Origin of the sequence: Parachitinimonas caeni, from assembly GCF_030129945.1 — a bacterium.
GTDB lineage: Bacteria > Pseudomonadota > Gammaproteobacteria > Burkholderiales > Chitinimonadaceae > Parachitinimonas > Parachitinimonas caeni.
On record NZ_JARRAF010000001.1, the window covers coordinates 366,085 to 379,133 of the forward strand.

Genomic DNA, 13,049 nt, shown 5'->3' on the forward strand with positions numbered 1-13,049 from the left:
AGATAGCCACTGGTATTTCTAATATAAATTGGGGTGGGAGGATGTGATGCAAGATATGGATGCAATTAAAGAGCAAGTTGAAAAAAATGGAAATGTGCTAACGGTTAGCATGGAACAATTGAAGGATATTCATGGGGCAGGAAGATTAGGATCTCATGTTAGACAAGAGATAAGTCGTGCATTGGAAGGCGTTGGACTTGCTCATGTGCCCAGAGAGCTTCCAAGTTACCAGCATGAATTAGTTCGCCTATACAAGAGAGGTACTGATATAGGGCAATTTATTGAAAAGGTTTTGTCGCCGGGAGAGGAGAGTGATAAATGGTTGTTGAAAAAAATCAGTTCTAAAGGACCTGACTATGCTGAAATAATCCAAAAAATTAGAGATCTTGTCTCTGATTGAATGGGAGTTTCCAGATCTCTATTTGTCATCTGTCTTATAGATAGGATCTGATTCTTGATGGTGGGCCTTGTGGAGTGATGGCTTCAAGGAATCAGTTGACTGGTGATCCTGTCTAGTAGAGTTTCCAAGGTATCTTGGTCACCATGAAAACTGGCAATCATTGCCCCTATCATTTCATCGCGTGTCGCCAATTCAAATTCAATAGAGTACCCTGCCTCGAAAGCCAGTTGATAGCAGAATGCGCGTTGGCTACGGCCATTGCCTTCTCTGAATGGGTGGGCAGCATTGATTTCCGAGAGATAATGCGCCAGTTTGTGAATGAAGATTTTAGGCGGGAGATTTTTTAAAAAAGAGTCTTTCGCAATATTATTTAGCTCTTTTTCAAGATAACGGTTTATGTGTTGCCAACTGCAAAATCGGGAATTGCCTTTGCTAATGTCTACCGTTCGAAATTGGCCGGCCCAATCATAGACATCCTGAAAGATGTACTTATGAACGGCTTGTAAATGTGTCAGATCGTAATTGCCGGCTATGGGATTGCGGGTAAGTTCAAATAGCCGGATAGCGGTGAAGTTTGCCTCGGCTATGTCCAGTTCGGCCTGGTCCTGAATGGCCAGCTTGTTTTTCAGTACATCCGAGTTGGGATAGGTATAGCAATCAGCCCCTTCGTACTTGCTCATAGTGCTTTTGGAGATTGGCCAGGAGATTGGCAGTCGATTCTTCACCCTCCTGGCATTTGCGCAAGCCTGCTTCCGTTTCGGGGCTGGGTTGCAGCATTTCAAATTTCAACGAGGCCAAGACATTATCCAGCGATTTTTCTGCCGCTGACCTTCTGGTGATTTCTCGCATCGAATACCCTGCCAAGTAAGTGACTTTCAATACTGAATTTTAGCGCATTGGCGGGAACTTGATTGCCCTTTTCAATGGTTGACAGCTGTTCTGGCTAGCTGGTTGGCGGGGGCGGTGTCCCCACCCGAGACCCTACCCGACGTGTCTCTTGCTGGCGCGCCCCCTGTGCCCGCTAGTCTTCCTCAAGAGCCGGCTAGCTTTGCTCCAACTTCTCAATCCCCAACGACTTCAGCACATATTTCTCGAAAATCGGTTCGCTGGTGCCGGCTTTCATCTTGTGCATGAAGTAGCGTTCAAACGCGACTTTGGCCAGATGTACCCATTTGCCCTGGCGGAACCAGTTCACATTGCGTGGCGGGATCTGGGGCAGGGCGACGAAGGCGGCGCCGGTGTTGCCCATGTCGGCCAGACAGATGGCGTTCCAGCTGCCGCGCGCGGTGGCGGGTTCGCCGGCAAGGTCGGCGGCGATATTGCGGACGATGGCGGCCACCATGGTTTCGATCATGTAGCCGGTTTTGGGTGCGCCGGTGGCGACCGGTGTGGGCTCAATTGGCGGGATGGCAATGCAGACGCCGGCCGAAAAAATATTGCGATAGGTCCGGCTGCGCTGGAATTCATCAATCAGCACAAAGCCGCGTGGGTTGCAGAGCCCTTCGACGGCCGCTACCGCCGCGACGCCGCGAAAGGCTGGCAGCATCATGCTGTAGTGAAAGGGCAGGGCGTGTTGCTTGCGCACGGCGCCCAGGTCATCGACTTCCGCTACGTGCATCACGCCGGGTTCCACGCTTTCGGTGCGGGCATTGGTGATCCAGCGGATGTCGTGCTGGCGCAAGGCGCTTTCGAGTACCGTTTTCGAGTCACCCACGCCGGCCAGCCCCAGATGGCCGATATACGGTTCGCTGGTGACAAAGGTGATGGGGACTTTGTGCCGTAGCTTGCGCTTTTTCAGGTCGTTATTGAGGATGAAGGCGAACTCGTAGGCCGGACCGAAGCAGGAGGCGCCCGGCATGGCGCCGATGATGACGGGGCCGGGGTTTTCCAGCAGTTGCTGGTAGGCGCGGTAGGCGCTCTCGGCGTGGTCGATGCTGCAGATCGACTGGGTATGGCCCTGCGGCCCGGAGCCCGGTACTTCGTCGAATGCCAGCGCCGGGCCGGTGGTGATGACGAGGTAGTCGTAATCCACCGGGGTGCCGTCGGCCAAATACAGCCGATTGGCGGAGGCGTCGATGGTCTGGACAGCCTGGGCGATAAAGGCAATGCCCTTGCGTTCGAGATAGGGCCGGATCGGGAAGGTGATGCTGGTACGCTCGCGCCAGCCGACGGCCACCCAGGGGTTGGACGGGACAAACTGAAAGTAATCGACAGCGTTGATGACGGTGATGCGATGCTGCGGGTCCAGGGTCTCCCGCAATTCGTAGGCGGCCGGCATGCCTCCTGTTCCGGCGCCCAATACCACGATATGTGCCATGACGGATGTCCTTGTCTGCCACGACGGGCAAGTCGGCTGCCCGCAATGGCAAGCTTGATGTTGTGTTTGGCGGGCTACGGTGCCAGTTGGCGCCGCAGCGGCGGTGCAGGGCGCACCGCCGGGGGCATCGTAGCAAGCTGGCTCGGCTCAACTGCCGACAGTGGGGCGATTCAGCAACCCGACTTCACGCCAAACCGGCGCAGCAGGTTTTCCAGCAGACACCAGCGGCTGATGCCGCTTTGCAGCAGGTTGAGGCCAACGAAAGCCGTCAGGGCCAGCCACCACGGGCTGACAGTCAGGCTGAGGCCGATGGAGGCAAGCACCATCAGGCCAGCGAAGATGCGGACGATTTGCCAGGATGTCATGTTCAAGCTCCTTCTGTTTGCGGGGTTCCTGTCGGAACGGGGGCGGTGGCCGCAGCGGGGTGCCGGTAGGCCACGAAGAACAGCAGCGGAATCACCACCAAGGTCAGCAGCGTCGAAACCAGAATGCCGAAGATCAGCGAGATGGCGAGGCCGTTGAAGATGGGGTCATCGAGGATGAACAGGGCGCCCAGCATGGCGGCCAGACCGGTGAGGGCAATCGGCTGGGCGCGGGTGATGGCCGATTGCACCACGGCGTCGGCCAGCGGCACACCCTGAGCCTGCTGCAGCCGGATGAAATCGACCAGCAGGATGGAGTTGCGGACAATGATGCCGGCCAGGGCGATCATGCCGATCATGCTGGTGGCGGTGAACTGGGCGCCCAGCAGCGCATGGCCCGGCATCACGCCCACCAGAGTCAGCGGGATGGGCGCCATGATGATGAGGGGCGTCAGATACGAGCCGGACTGCGCCACCACCAGCAGATAGATCAGGATCAGGCCCACGGCATAGGCGGCGCCCATATCGCGGAAGGTTTCGTAGGTGATCTGCCATTCACCGTCCCATTTCAGCGCGAACTCACGATAACTATCCTGCGGCTGGCGGATGAAATATTCGGTCAGTGGCAGGCCCCCCGGCGTGGCGATGCGGCTGATGGCGCCGCGCATGCCGAACATGCCGTAGAGCGGGCTATCGACCTTGCCGGCCATGTCCCCCACCACGTACACCACGGGCAGGCCGTCCTTGTGATAGAGCGGCTGTTCGCGCTGGCTGTCGCTCAAGGTGACCAGCTCACGCAGGGGCAGCACTTTGCCGCTGGCGTTCTTTACCCCCAGCTGCAGCAGAACATCGAGATTGCCCAAATCTGCCGACGGTAAGCGCAAGGTGGCGGCGGCGGGATACTTGCTGGCGTCGTGCAGCCAGCTCACGGCCTCCCCGGCGAGGCCGGCGCGCAGCGTGGCCACGATGTCAGCCTGGCTGACGCCCTGCTGCGCCGCCTTGCGTCGATCAACCAGCAGCAACTTGCGTGGCGCGGCGGCAATCTGGCTGCTATCGACATCCACCACCCCAGTCTGCTGGCGGAAGGCGGCTTGTACGGCGGTGGCCACCTGCTGGCGACCGGCTTCGGTCGGGCCATAGATTTCCGCCACGATGGGCGCCTGCACCGGTGGGCCGGGCGGAACTTCCACGACCTTGACCTTGGCCCCGTAACGCTGGCCGATCTGCTGCAGGGCCGGCCGCAGGCGGCTGGCAATGGCATGGCTTTGCTCGTGCCGCTGGTGCTGCGGCAGCAGGTTGACCTGCATCTCACCCAGCTCGCCGCTCGCACGCAGGTAGTACTGGCGGACCAGGCCATTGAAGTTGATCGGGGCGGCGGTGCCGGCATAGGCCTGATAGTTGGCGACTTCCGGCACGGTGCCCAGATAGGCGCCCAGTTCACGCAAGACGGCTGCCGTGTGTTCCAGCGGTGTACCGGCCGGCATATCGACCACCAGCTGGAATTCCGATTTATTGTCGAAGGGCAGCATTTTCAGCTGTACCCAGCCGATGACGGGCAGGGCGGCCGATAAACCGACCAGCGCCGCGACCGCGAGCCCCAGCTTGCGGCGGGAGCGTCCGCCGGTTTCGGCAGCCAGAAACGGCCGGAAAACACGCTGGAACAGGCGACCCAGCCACTGCGGGCGGTCATGGTGGGTGGCGGGATGTGAATGCAGCCATAAGCTTGCCAGCCATGGGGTGACCACCAGCGCAATCGCCAGCGATAACAGCATGCCCATACTGGCGTTGATCGGGATCGGGCTCATATACGGGCCCATCAGGCCGCTGACAAAGGCCATCGGCAACAGCGCGGCAATTACGGTGAAGGTGGCGAGGATGGTCGGTCCGCCCACTTCATCCACCGCGCCGGGGATGATGTCGACCAGACTGCGCTGCGGAAACAGCTGCTGGTGACGGTGGATGTTTTCGACCACCACGATGGCATCGTCTACCAGAATGCCGATAGAAAAGATCAGGGCGAACAGCGAGACCCGGTTCAGGGTAAAGCCCCAGGCCCAGGAGGCGAACAGGGTGACCGTCAGGGTCAGGATCACCGCCGTGCCGACAATGGCGGCTTCGCGCCGGCCCAGCGTTACAAACACCAGCGCCACCACCGACGCGGTGGCGAACAGCAGTTTCTGGATCAGCTTCTGTGCTTTGGCATTGGCCGTCTCACCGTAATTGCGGCTGATGGTGACTTCGACCCCGGCCGGAATCACACTATTGCGCAACAGCTCGACCTGACGCAGCACCCCGTCGGCCACTGCCACTGCATTCTGGCCCGGTTGCTTGGTGAGGGTGAGGGTGACGGCCGGGTATTCGCCCCGCTGGCTGCCGCCAAAGCCGATCCATACGCTCCGGCTGGCCGGGGGTGGGCCATCGCGCACGTCGGCCACATCCCGCAGGAAAACCGGATGATTCTGGCGCACTGCCACTACCAGCTCGGCGACCTCATCGGCATCGCGCAGATAGGGGCCGGCCTCAATGGCGATACTACGATTGGCGCTGATCAGCTCGCCTGCTGGTGCGGCTTGATGGGCAGCCTGCAGTGCCTGACGCAAGTCAGCCACCGTCAGCGCTTGCGCCGCCAGGCGTGTCGGGTCGAGTTCCACCTGCACCGCCCGGCCGGGTCCGCCAATGCTGCTGACCTCTCGCGTGCCGCGTACCCGCTTCAATTCGGCTTCGAGACTATGGGCAATGCGTTCGAGGGTAAATCCACCCTGCCCAGGCTCGCGTGACCATAGGGTCAGGCTGAGAATGGGCACATCGTCGATACCCTTGGGTTTGACCAGGGGTTCTCCCACACCCAGACCGGCCGGCAGCCAGTCACGATGGCTGTGCAGCGTGTCATAGAGCCGGACCAGCGCTTCGGTGCGCGGCACACCCACCTTGAACTGCACGGTCAGGATGGCCATGCCGGGCTGCGATACCGACATGACATGCTCGACATCGGCGATCTGGCTCAGTACCTGTTCGGCTGGCGTGGCCACCATCTGTTCGACATCCTTCACCGCTGCGCCAGGGAAGGGAATCAGCACATTGGCCATGGTCACGTTGATCTGGGGCTCTTCTTCGCGCGGGGTGACCAGCACGGCAAACAGGCCCAGCAGCAAGGCGACCAGCGCCAGCAGCGGAGTCAGACGATCAGTCTGGAAACGGGCGGCGAGACGGCCCGCAAGGCGGAGAGACGGGTTCATGGCGATGTCCTCAGCGGGCTGCTGTCGCGGCCAGAGGGTCCAGTGCGACCTGCTCACCGGCTGCGATGCCAGACAGAATCTCGGTTTCGTCGCCGAGACTGCGGCCCGGCCGCACCTGTCGCAGCAGCGGCTGACCTTTGTCGTCGATGACATAGACGGCACTCAATTCGGCGCGCTGCACGATGCTGCGGCTGGGCAGGTAATAGCGCTGCCGGCCTTCTGCGCGCGTGGGCAGCCAGACACGGGCGAACTGGCCGGGGCGGGCACTGTTGCCGGCCGGCAAGCTCAGCCACCAGATGCGGCTGTGGGTCTGGGCGTTGGCGGCAGGAAGCTGGCTGATCTGGCGGCTGATCAGGATGTTCTGGCCGACCGGCAAGCCCGGCAATTCAAGCCGCACCGGTTGGCTGGCATCCAGCTGCGTCAGCCATGCCTCTGGCACGCTGAGGGCTACCCGTAGCGCGGTTGGGTCGTACAGCGTCAGCAGAGGGCGGCCGGGTTGCGCCATGTCGCCCTGGCTGACGGCGACGTCGGCGACAACGCCGGCATAGGGGGCGGTCAGACTGAAATAATCACTCTGGGTGCGGGCGGCACTGGCCTGTGCCGTCTGCGCCTCGACCTCGGCCCGTGCCGCCTTGAACCGGGCTTCGGCCTGATCCAGCGCCGCCTGGCTGATAAAACGCTGGCGGAACAGCTGTTGCTGGCGTTCAAACTCCTTGCGGGCGATATCCAGCGTGGCGCGGGCGGCTTCAGTCTGTGCCCGGCTGGCGCTGGCGGTCTGGTTGGCGCTGCGGGCGTCGATCTGTGCCAGCAACTGACCCGCTTTGACCGTATCCCCCGCCCGAACCGGCAAGCGGAGGATGCTGCCGGCCACCTGGGCCGAAATCTGGCTCTGGCGAACGGCCTCTACAACGCCATCCAGCAACAGTGGCCGGCTGTCCTGAGCGACCCTGACCGGGGTGCTGGCAAGCTTGGCGGCGGTGGCCGGCAGACCCAGCCCAAGCAGGATCAGTAAAGTAAACATTCGCAACATGATGGACTCCAGGCAGAGGGTGCGTCGTGGACGCGCTTGTTTTATTATTTGCATATATACGCAAATAGTCAATAAATGATGTTGAGGTCGGTCAGCGGCCTTGCCAAAAGCCGCATGGGCCAGCCCGGAGCTTGACCGGGCGCGGCGCGGTGCCAAATATCAATAGAGCCTGGAGCAGGCGGGATTCGGTGGTATGTTGCGTCTCGAAGTGGAATGGATCTGGAAGGAATGCCCTGATATGGAAGCAATGAGCGATCAGGCGCTGCAGCAGGTGGCGCAATATTTTCAGGCTTTGGCCGAGCCCAATCGGCTGCGCATTCTCAATGCGCTGCGTGGGGGTGAGCGGAATGTCGGGGAGTTGACGGAGATCTGTGGCTCGTCCACCGCCAACGTGTCACGCCATCTGGCCTTGCTGGCCCGGCATGGCATGGTGACACGGGAAGGGCGCGGCACGGCGGTGTACTACCGGATCACCGACCCGGCGATTTATGCGCTGTGTGATCTGGTCTGCGGCAATATTGCCCGCCAGTACGAGCAGATGGCGGTCGTCAGGCAGCAGCTGGGGGGTGTCCCGGCGGTTGAATGAGCCTGGCTGGTCGAGCCTTCGGGCGTGCGGAGGGGCGTGAGTGAGCGCCGGCCGCTTCGCAGGCGATAGCCATCCTCAAGCGCAGCGACCTCATCCCTTGCGGTAAGCCGGGCAAGACGCCAGAACTTCAATCACTGACTTGGCAAAAGGACATCCAAATTACATGACAAAACGAACCGTCATCGTGGCCGGGGCGACCGGTCTGGTAGGAAGAGAGATTCTGGCAGGCCTGCTGGCAGATGACACGGTGGCCACCGTGCATAGCCTGGGGCGCCGGGCGCCGGCCATGCAGCATCCCAAGCTGCAGGCGCATAGTGTTGAATTTGCAGACCTGCCGGCTTTGCCAAAAGCTGACGAGGTTTATCTGGCCTTGGGGACAACCATCAAGGTTGCTGGCAGCCAACCCGCCTTCCGTGCCGTGGATTTCGACGCGAACCTGGCAGTGGCCAGGGCGGCACAGGTGGCAGGCGCCAAACGGGTAGGGCTGGTGAGTGCCATGGGGGCCGATGCGAGCTCGAAGGTCTTTTATAGTCGCGTAAAAGGCGAGCTGGAAGACGCCTTGAGCCAGATGGCGTTTGAAGGTCTGGTGATTGCCCGCCCATCCTTGCTGGTGGGCGATAGAGAAGCGCTGGGGCAACCGGTCCGGCCGGGCGAGACTTTGGGCTACCGGCTGGGCAAAGCGCTCGGCTTTTTGATTCCCGCCGATTACAAGCCGATCGAAGCTCAGGCGGTTGCCAAGGCGCTGTTGCAGACCGTGCCGACGGCGAGCGGCAAAACGGTTTTACGCTCCGGGGCCATGCGCTGACCGGGGGCTTACCTACGAAGATCGCGGGTAAGCGTCGGCGAGCGGTGTGGGCCGGTGTCAGTGTCGTTGCGACAATGCGGCCTCGATTTTCTTGTCGGTTTTGTATTGGCTCAGTGCATACACCGACCAGATGGCGGCGGGCACCCAGCCGATCAGTGTGCATTGCAGAATCAGGCAGAACAGCCCGGCAAATGGCCGTCCTATCGTGAAGAACTGCAGCCAGGGCAAGAGTAGGGCGAGCAGCAGACGCATGGTGTGAATCCTTGAGAGAGTTCCGGCCGGCTATTTAACCGGCCCGGCCTGAAACGTCAATTGCGGTGGGCAACGGGGGCCGTAGCGGTGCCCGGCCACCGTTGCGGGTCGTCGTTCAGGCGGCCTCCTGTGCGGGCAGACGGGTGCGCAGTTCCAGCGGCAGCTGGCGTACCAGCAGGCCGCGTGCCGAATGCCAGAAGGCGGAGAGCAGCAGCAGGGCCGAGCCGATGACCAGTGCAGTCAGCGCAACGTTCAGGCTGACGGCGCCAAACTGTTTGAACAGGGCGTTCAGTGCCCACAGCACGTAAATCAAGGCAGAGACCAGCAAGGCACGCCGATCTACCACCAGTCCGACCACGCCCAGGCCGATGTAGAGCGCAATCACGGTCAGCGCCTGTGACAGGCCGACCAGTTCGCTATCGCTGTTGATGCCCAGCAAGGCGAAGATCGGGTGGACGATCATCGGTGCGGCCAGCAGGTGCAGCCAGAAGGCGACGTCTGACCGGTGAGTCTTGCGCTCGCGGTCGCTCATGTCCCAGTACAGCGCCAGCGCGAAGGTCAGCACCCCGAGAACCAGTGCCAGTAACAGCAGGTAGTCCTTCGAGTGGGGGGCCACGGCCAGCAGAATCTGCAAGGCGAGGGTGGCCAGACCGACCATGCCGGCTGCCACCGTGATCGGTACCTGGAAGCGCTGCCAGTGTGCCCAGGCAGCCAGCGCTGCGGCGACGGCGGCGCTGCCGGCCACCAGCGGACCGGACTTGGCCATCATCGGGCCAGCCGTGAAGGCGCTGACCAGATAGCCGGCACTAAAGGCGACTGAACCGCAAAACGCCAGCAACAGCATGATGGAGGGCAGCGCCATCCGGCGTTTGCGGGTGAAGAACTCGGCCAGCGCCCAGGCGGTGGCGGCCATCACCGGGCCGATCAATAGTGGGGCGATGCTGGCGAAGATACCCGCCAGCGCAGACAGCAGCAGGCCGCAGGCAATGACAACGAAAAAGTCGTTAAAGCTGCTGACCAGCCGGAAGTTTTCTTCATCGACCAGATGGGTGGCGTGGCGTCGGGCCACGAACTGGCGAAAGGCATTGGCGGTGGCTGGCGGCATGACGCCGGCCTGTACCGCTGAGTCGAGATCATCATCGCTGTACATGGCGGTTCCTGAGAGTTTGGCCTGCGGGCTGCAGGCTTGCCCTCTGAGTATGCACCGGTCAGCCAGACAAGCCCGCTACCGCACAGCCGTGCCAAACATACTGTTGGTAGGACGCCAACAACGCCGGATCAATTCAGGTAAGACGCAATCGCCTCGGGTTTGACCAGCCAGGCGTAGTTCATTTCGTGGCGGATTTTCCAGTGGCCCTTTTGGCAAACCCAGCCCAGCTGCGAACGGCCATCGAAGGCGATGATCTCGTCATCCTGCCGATGGAGTTTGCCGACAAACCCCAGAGTGGTCGAAGCCACCTTGCTGCCGGCTATCTGGTCGTGTCCACCAGTCAGTGCGTGTGCGATGGATCGTGCGTTGTTCTGAAGCGCCTCCCAGTTGGCGCCGTAGAGGCCGGCATTGTGGAACAGCTGGGTCTGGCCGGGCGCAAAATTGTCGTAGAACACCCCTTGCGGCGATGCCAGGTCGTAGTAGCGCCGCATTTTCTGCGCAAAGACAAAGGGCGGGTCACCGGGTTTGCGCTCCCAGCCCTGCAGAATCCACGATTTGTGGAGAGCCAGTGGCGCCTCGTTGCCGGTCTGGGGGCAGGGTTTGGCCCAGACCGTGGCCGAGACAGGCAACAGGCAGGCAGCGAGCAGTAAGGTCTTCATGAAATGGCTCCGTGACTGAATAAGCGATGGCGGCACCTTGCCGCCGCCGGATTGCCATCTTATTGACGCTATATTGGTTAGAGAACTACTCTTCCGGTCAACACATTCGTTAGAATTTCTAACCAAAATGCAAGCTGATCTGAATCTGCTATCGGTCTTTATGGCGGTTGCCGAAACGCGCAGCTTTCAAAAAGCCGCGCAGCGCCTTGGGGTGACCCGGTCTGCCGTCAGCCAGAGCCTGCGCAAGCTCGAAGATGGGCTGGGCGTGGCATTGCTACATCGCTCCACCCGCAGCGTCAGCCTGACCGAGGCCGGGGCGCGCCTATGTGGCCAGATTGCTGCACCTTTGGCAGCGATTGGCGGCGCGCTGGAAGAAGCGGGCGAGGAGGGCGCGCCGCGCGGCCTGCTGCGCGTTGCGGTGACGTCGATTGCAGAAAGTTTTCTGTCGGGGGCATTGATCAGCACCTTCATCGAGGCGTATCCGCAGATAACCCTGGATGTCACGGTGATCGACGAAGAGATCGACATTGTGGCAGCCGGTTTTGATGCAGGCGTACGGCTGGGTGAGGTGATCAATCAGGACATGATTGCCCTGCCACTATCCGGCCCGCAGCGAGAAGCGACGGTTGCGGCGCCGGCCTATCTGCAACGGTTTGGCTCGCCGGTCCATCCGCGAGATCTGGTGGGGCATCGCTGCATCGGCTGGCGGGTGACGCCCGCGCATGCGCCGTATCGGTGGGAATTCGCCGAGCAGGGCCGCCCGTTCAGTGTGGATGTACAGCCCGCCGTCACCACCAATGACCTTTCCTTGATGATCCGTCTGGCGCTGGCTGGTGGGGGCATCACCTTTGCTGCCAGAGACTGCTTCGCGCGCTATCTGGAACGGGGTGAGCTGGTCTCGCTGCTTGATGACTATCTACCGTCCTTTGCCGGCTTCTATCTGTACTTTCCGAACCGACACAACCAGCCGGCCAAGCTGCGTGCGCTGGTTGAGCATGTACGGACGTTTCGGGCGCAGGGGGCTTAGCAGCCTGTCGGACTTTCGTTGCACGGGTGGAATTTGCGGGTTGAACAGCCCATTTTTGCTGGCTTTTTCGTTGTATAGGCTCACTATGCGCCTCAAAAACCAGCAAAACTGGTCTCGTTCTCCCGCGTTTTCGCCGGCGTGCCCGAAAGTCCGACAGGCCGCTAGGTTCTGTTGACGTTTTCTGCCTTGGCCTGCCCCACCACTCGATCCGGCGCGACCGGAAACAAAACGTCATCGTGCCTGGCTCAGGCTACGGCGGTGCGGGTCTCCTGCTGCCGCAACCAGTCGGCCACTGCGCGGCCGGTGCCAAAGGGCCAGGCTTGCAGCTTGTTGATTGGCACCCGCTTGTACTCCGATAACTCATCCGACAGCACGATGTCGCCTTCACACTCGATGGCATAGGCCAGAATCAGCTGGTTCTGCTCGACAAAAGGATATTCGCCAATGCGCTCCACCCGCACGGCGCGCAGGCCCAGCTCCTCGGCGACTTCACGCGCTGCGCCATTGCGCGGCTCTTCGGCTTTTTCCAGATAGCCGGTCACCAGGCCAAACCAGCCGGCGGGCCAGTTGGCCTGCCGGACCAGGATGACCTCTCCCCGCAGCAGGACCAGCGCTGCCACTACCGGTACGGGGTTGTTCCAGTTCACATAACCACATTGCTGCGAACAGGTTTGCCGTGTCTGGCCGTCCAGATCGGTATCGGCCAACGCGGCGGCACAACAGGGACAGAAGTGGTAGCGCATGGTCGTGGCCTATTGCCGGGTCTGGCTGACGATCTCAGCGTAGTCGTCGGCCCGTTGCAGATTGGTGGTGGCTTCAAGCAAACCGGGCGGTGGCGGCGCAATGCGACGGCTGGCCACATCAAGCCAGGCACCCTTGATCTCATATTGCGCGCAGACCGTATCGCCCCGGCGGAAATACTGGCGCAGGTGGTAGCGTGAAGCGTCGTGGTTGAGGCCAACCAGCATCAGGTCGATGGTGATCTGCTCGCTCATATAGATTTCTTTGAAGTACTTGGTGGTCTCTTCAAAGATGATCGGCGCAATCTGCAGCTCGGTGAACTTCTTCAGGGTGAAGCCGTGTGAGTTCAGCCATTCGACACGGGTGTGGGTGGCCCAGTCGGCGTAGGCGCTGTGCTTGAGGTGGCGGTTGGCATCGACATCAGCCCAGCGGGTGGTGATGATCTGCTTGTATTGGGTGTGGGTGGACATGCTGTTTCCTCTTG

At 61.0% G+C, this 13,049-nt stretch carries 15 protein-coding genes; 4 read left to right on the forward strand and 11 right to left on the reverse strand.

Annotation, left to right across the window (positions count from 1 at the left end):
- Window positions 1-46: 46 nt before the first annotated feature.
- On the forward strand, window positions 47-400 hold the full coding sequence (locus tag PZA18_RS01595) for a hypothetical protein (protein ID WP_284099014.1): 354 nt from the start codon (window positions 47-49) through the stop codon (window positions 398-400).
- A gap of 83 nt (window positions 401-483) precedes the next feature.
- Here PZA18_RS01595 and PZA18_RS01600 read toward each other — a convergent pair whose 3' ends face one another.
- From PZA18_RS01600 to PZA18_RS01625, 6 genes are all read right to left on the reverse strand, one after another.
- A complete protein-coding gene (locus PZA18_RS01600; RefSeq protein WP_284099015.1) occupies window positions 484-1,080 on the reverse strand; it encodes a Fic/DOC family protein in 597 nt (198 codons plus the stop codon).
- A complete protein-coding gene (locus tag PZA18_RS01605; protein ID WP_284099016.1) occupies window positions 1,058-1,249 on the reverse strand; it encodes a hypothetical protein in 192 nt (63 codons plus the stop codon). The genes PZA18_RS01600 and PZA18_RS01605 overlap by 23 nt, the downstream gene beginning before the upstream one ends.
- A gap of 193 nt (window positions 1,250-1,442) precedes the next feature.
- Window positions 1,443-2,717 carry an NAD(P)/FAD-dependent oxidoreductase gene (locus tag PZA18_RS01610; protein ID WP_284099017.1) on the reverse strand — a complete coding sequence of 425 codons (1,275 nt, stop codon included), beginning with the start codon at window positions 2,715-2,717 and terminating at the stop codon, window positions 1,443-1,445.
- 170 nt (window positions 2,718-2,887) lie between these two features.
- Window positions 2,888-3,082, reverse strand: a complete 195-nt coding sequence (locus tag PZA18_RS01615; RefSeq protein WP_284099018.1) for a YgaP family membrane protein — start codon at window positions 3,080-3,082, stop codon at window positions 2,888-2,890.
- Between the two features lie 2 nt (window positions 3,083-3,084).
- The gene (locus PZA18_RS01620; RefSeq protein WP_284099019.1) at window positions 3,085-6,315 is read right to left on the reverse strand and encodes an efflux RND transporter permease subunit; all 3,231 of its coding nucleotides are present in this window, start codon (window positions 6,313-6,315) and stop codon (window positions 3,085-3,087) included.
- A gap of 10 nt (window positions 6,316-6,325) precedes the next feature.
- Window positions 6,326-7,345, reverse strand: a complete 1,020-nt coding sequence (locus PZA18_RS01625) for an efflux RND transporter periplasmic adaptor subunit (RefSeq protein ID WP_284099020.1) — start codon at window positions 7,343-7,345, stop codon at window positions 6,326-6,328.
- 193 nt (window positions 7,346-7,538) lie between these two features.
- On the opposite strand from PZA18_RS01625, the gene PZA18_RS01630 reads away from it, so the two are divergent.
- Entirely contained in the window at window positions 7,539-7,931 is a 393-nt protein-coding gene (locus tag PZA18_RS01630; protein ID WP_308447316.1) for an ArsR/SmtB family transcription factor, read from the forward strand.
- A 163-nt stretch (window positions 7,932-8,094) separates the two neighbouring features.
- Entirely contained in the window at window positions 8,095-8,736 is a 642-nt protein-coding gene (locus PZA18_RS01635) for an NAD(P)H-binding protein (protein WP_284099021.1), read from the forward strand.
- 57 nt (window positions 8,737-8,793) lie between these two features.
- On the opposite strand, the gene PZA18_RS01640 is transcribed toward PZA18_RS01635, so the two are convergent.
- The 3 genes from PZA18_RS01640 to PZA18_RS01650 form a co-directional block, all read right to left on the reverse strand.
- A complete protein-coding gene (locus tag PZA18_RS01640; RefSeq protein WP_284099022.1) occupies window positions 8,794-8,988 on the reverse strand; it encodes a YqaE/Pmp3 family membrane protein in 195 nt (64 codons plus the stop codon).
- 115 nt (window positions 8,989-9,103) lie between these two features.
- Window positions 9,104-10,138, reverse strand: coding sequence for a hypothetical protein (locus PZA18_RS01645; protein WP_284099023.1), 1,035 nt, complete (start codon window positions 10,136-10,138; stop codon window positions 9,104-9,106).
- Window positions 10,139-10,266: 128 nt separating this feature from the next.
- Window positions 10,267-10,797, reverse strand: a complete 531-nt coding sequence (locus PZA18_RS01650) for a hypothetical protein (RefSeq protein ID WP_284099024.1) — start codon at window positions 10,795-10,797, stop codon at window positions 10,267-10,269.
- 127 nt (window positions 10,798-10,924) lie between these two features.
- Between PZA18_RS01650 and PZA18_RS01655 the strand changes: the two genes are divergently transcribed.
- Window positions 10,925-11,824: a LysR family transcriptional regulator gene (locus tag PZA18_RS01655; protein WP_284099025.1), complete on the forward strand. Its 900-nt coding sequence runs from the start codon at window positions 10,925-10,927 to the stop codon at window positions 11,822-11,824.
- Between the two features lie 245 nt (window positions 11,825-12,069).
- On the opposite strand, the gene PZA18_RS01660 is transcribed toward PZA18_RS01655, so the two are convergent.
- Window positions 12,070-12,567: an NUDIX domain-containing protein gene (locus PZA18_RS01660; protein ID WP_284099026.1), complete on the reverse strand. Its 498-nt coding sequence runs from the start codon at window positions 12,565-12,567 to the stop codon at window positions 12,070-12,072.
- A gap of 9 nt (window positions 12,568-12,576) precedes the next feature.
- Window positions 12,577-13,035, reverse strand: a complete 459-nt coding sequence (locus PZA18_RS01665; RefSeq protein WP_284099027.1) for an acyl-CoA thioesterase — start codon at window positions 13,033-13,035, stop codon at window positions 12,577-12,579.
- Between the last annotated feature and the right edge of the window lie 14 nt (window positions 13,036-13,049).

Coding starts and splice junctions, on each gene's coding strand:
- PZA18_RS01595 (WP_284099014.1), top strand. CDS start 47: ATGCAAGATATGGATGCAATTAAAGAGCAAGTTGAAAAAAATGGAAAT.
- PZA18_RS01600 (WP_284099015.1), bottom strand. CDS start 1,080: ATGAGCAAGTACGAAGGGGCTGATTGCTATACCTATCCCAACTCGGAT.
- PZA18_RS01605 (WP_284099016.1), bottom strand. CDS start 1,249: ATGCGAGAAATCACCAGAAGGTCAGCGGCAGAAAAATCGCTGGATAAT.
- PZA18_RS01610 (WP_284099017.1), bottom strand. CDS start 2,717: ATGGCACATATCGTGGTATTGGGCGCCGGAACAGGAGGCATGCCGGCC.
- PZA18_RS01615 (WP_284099018.1), bottom strand. CDS start 3,082: ATGACATCCTGGCAAATCGTCCGCATCTTCGCTGGCCTGATGGTGCTT.
- PZA18_RS01620 (WP_284099019.1), bottom strand. CDS start 6,315: ATGAACCCGTCTCTCCGCCTTGCGGGCCGTCTCGCCGCCCGTTTCCAG.
- PZA18_RS01625 (WP_284099020.1), bottom strand. CDS start 7,345: ATGTTGCGAATGTTTACTTTACTGATCCTGCTTGGGCTGGGTCTGCCG.
- PZA18_RS01630 (WP_308447316.1), top strand. CDS start 7,539: ATGTTGCGTCTCGAAGTGGAATGGATCTGGAAGGAATGCCCTGATATG.
- PZA18_RS01635 (WP_284099021.1), top strand. CDS start 8,095: ATGACAAAACGAACCGTCATCGTGGCCGGGGCGACCGGTCTGGTAGGA.
- PZA18_RS01640 (WP_284099022.1), bottom strand. CDS start 8,988: ATGCGTCTGCTGCTCGCCCTACTCTTGCCCTGGCTGCAGTTCTTCACG.
- PZA18_RS01645 (WP_284099023.1), bottom strand. CDS start 10,138: ATGTACAGCGATGATGATCTCGACTCAGCGGTACAGGCCGGCGTCATG.
- PZA18_RS01650 (WP_284099024.1), bottom strand. CDS start 10,797: ATGAAGACCTTACTGCTCGCTGCCTGCCTGTTGCCTGTCTCGGCCACG.
- PZA18_RS01655 (WP_284099025.1), top strand. CDS start 10,925: ATGCAAGCTGATCTGAATCTGCTATCGGTCTTTATGGCGGTTGCCGAA.
- PZA18_RS01660 (WP_284099026.1), bottom strand. CDS start 12,567: ATGCGCTACCACTTCTGTCCCTGTTGTGCCGCCGCGTTGGCCGATACC.
- PZA18_RS01665 (WP_284099027.1), bottom strand. CDS start 13,035: ATGTCCACCCACACCCAATACAAGCAGATCATCACCACCCGCTGGGCT.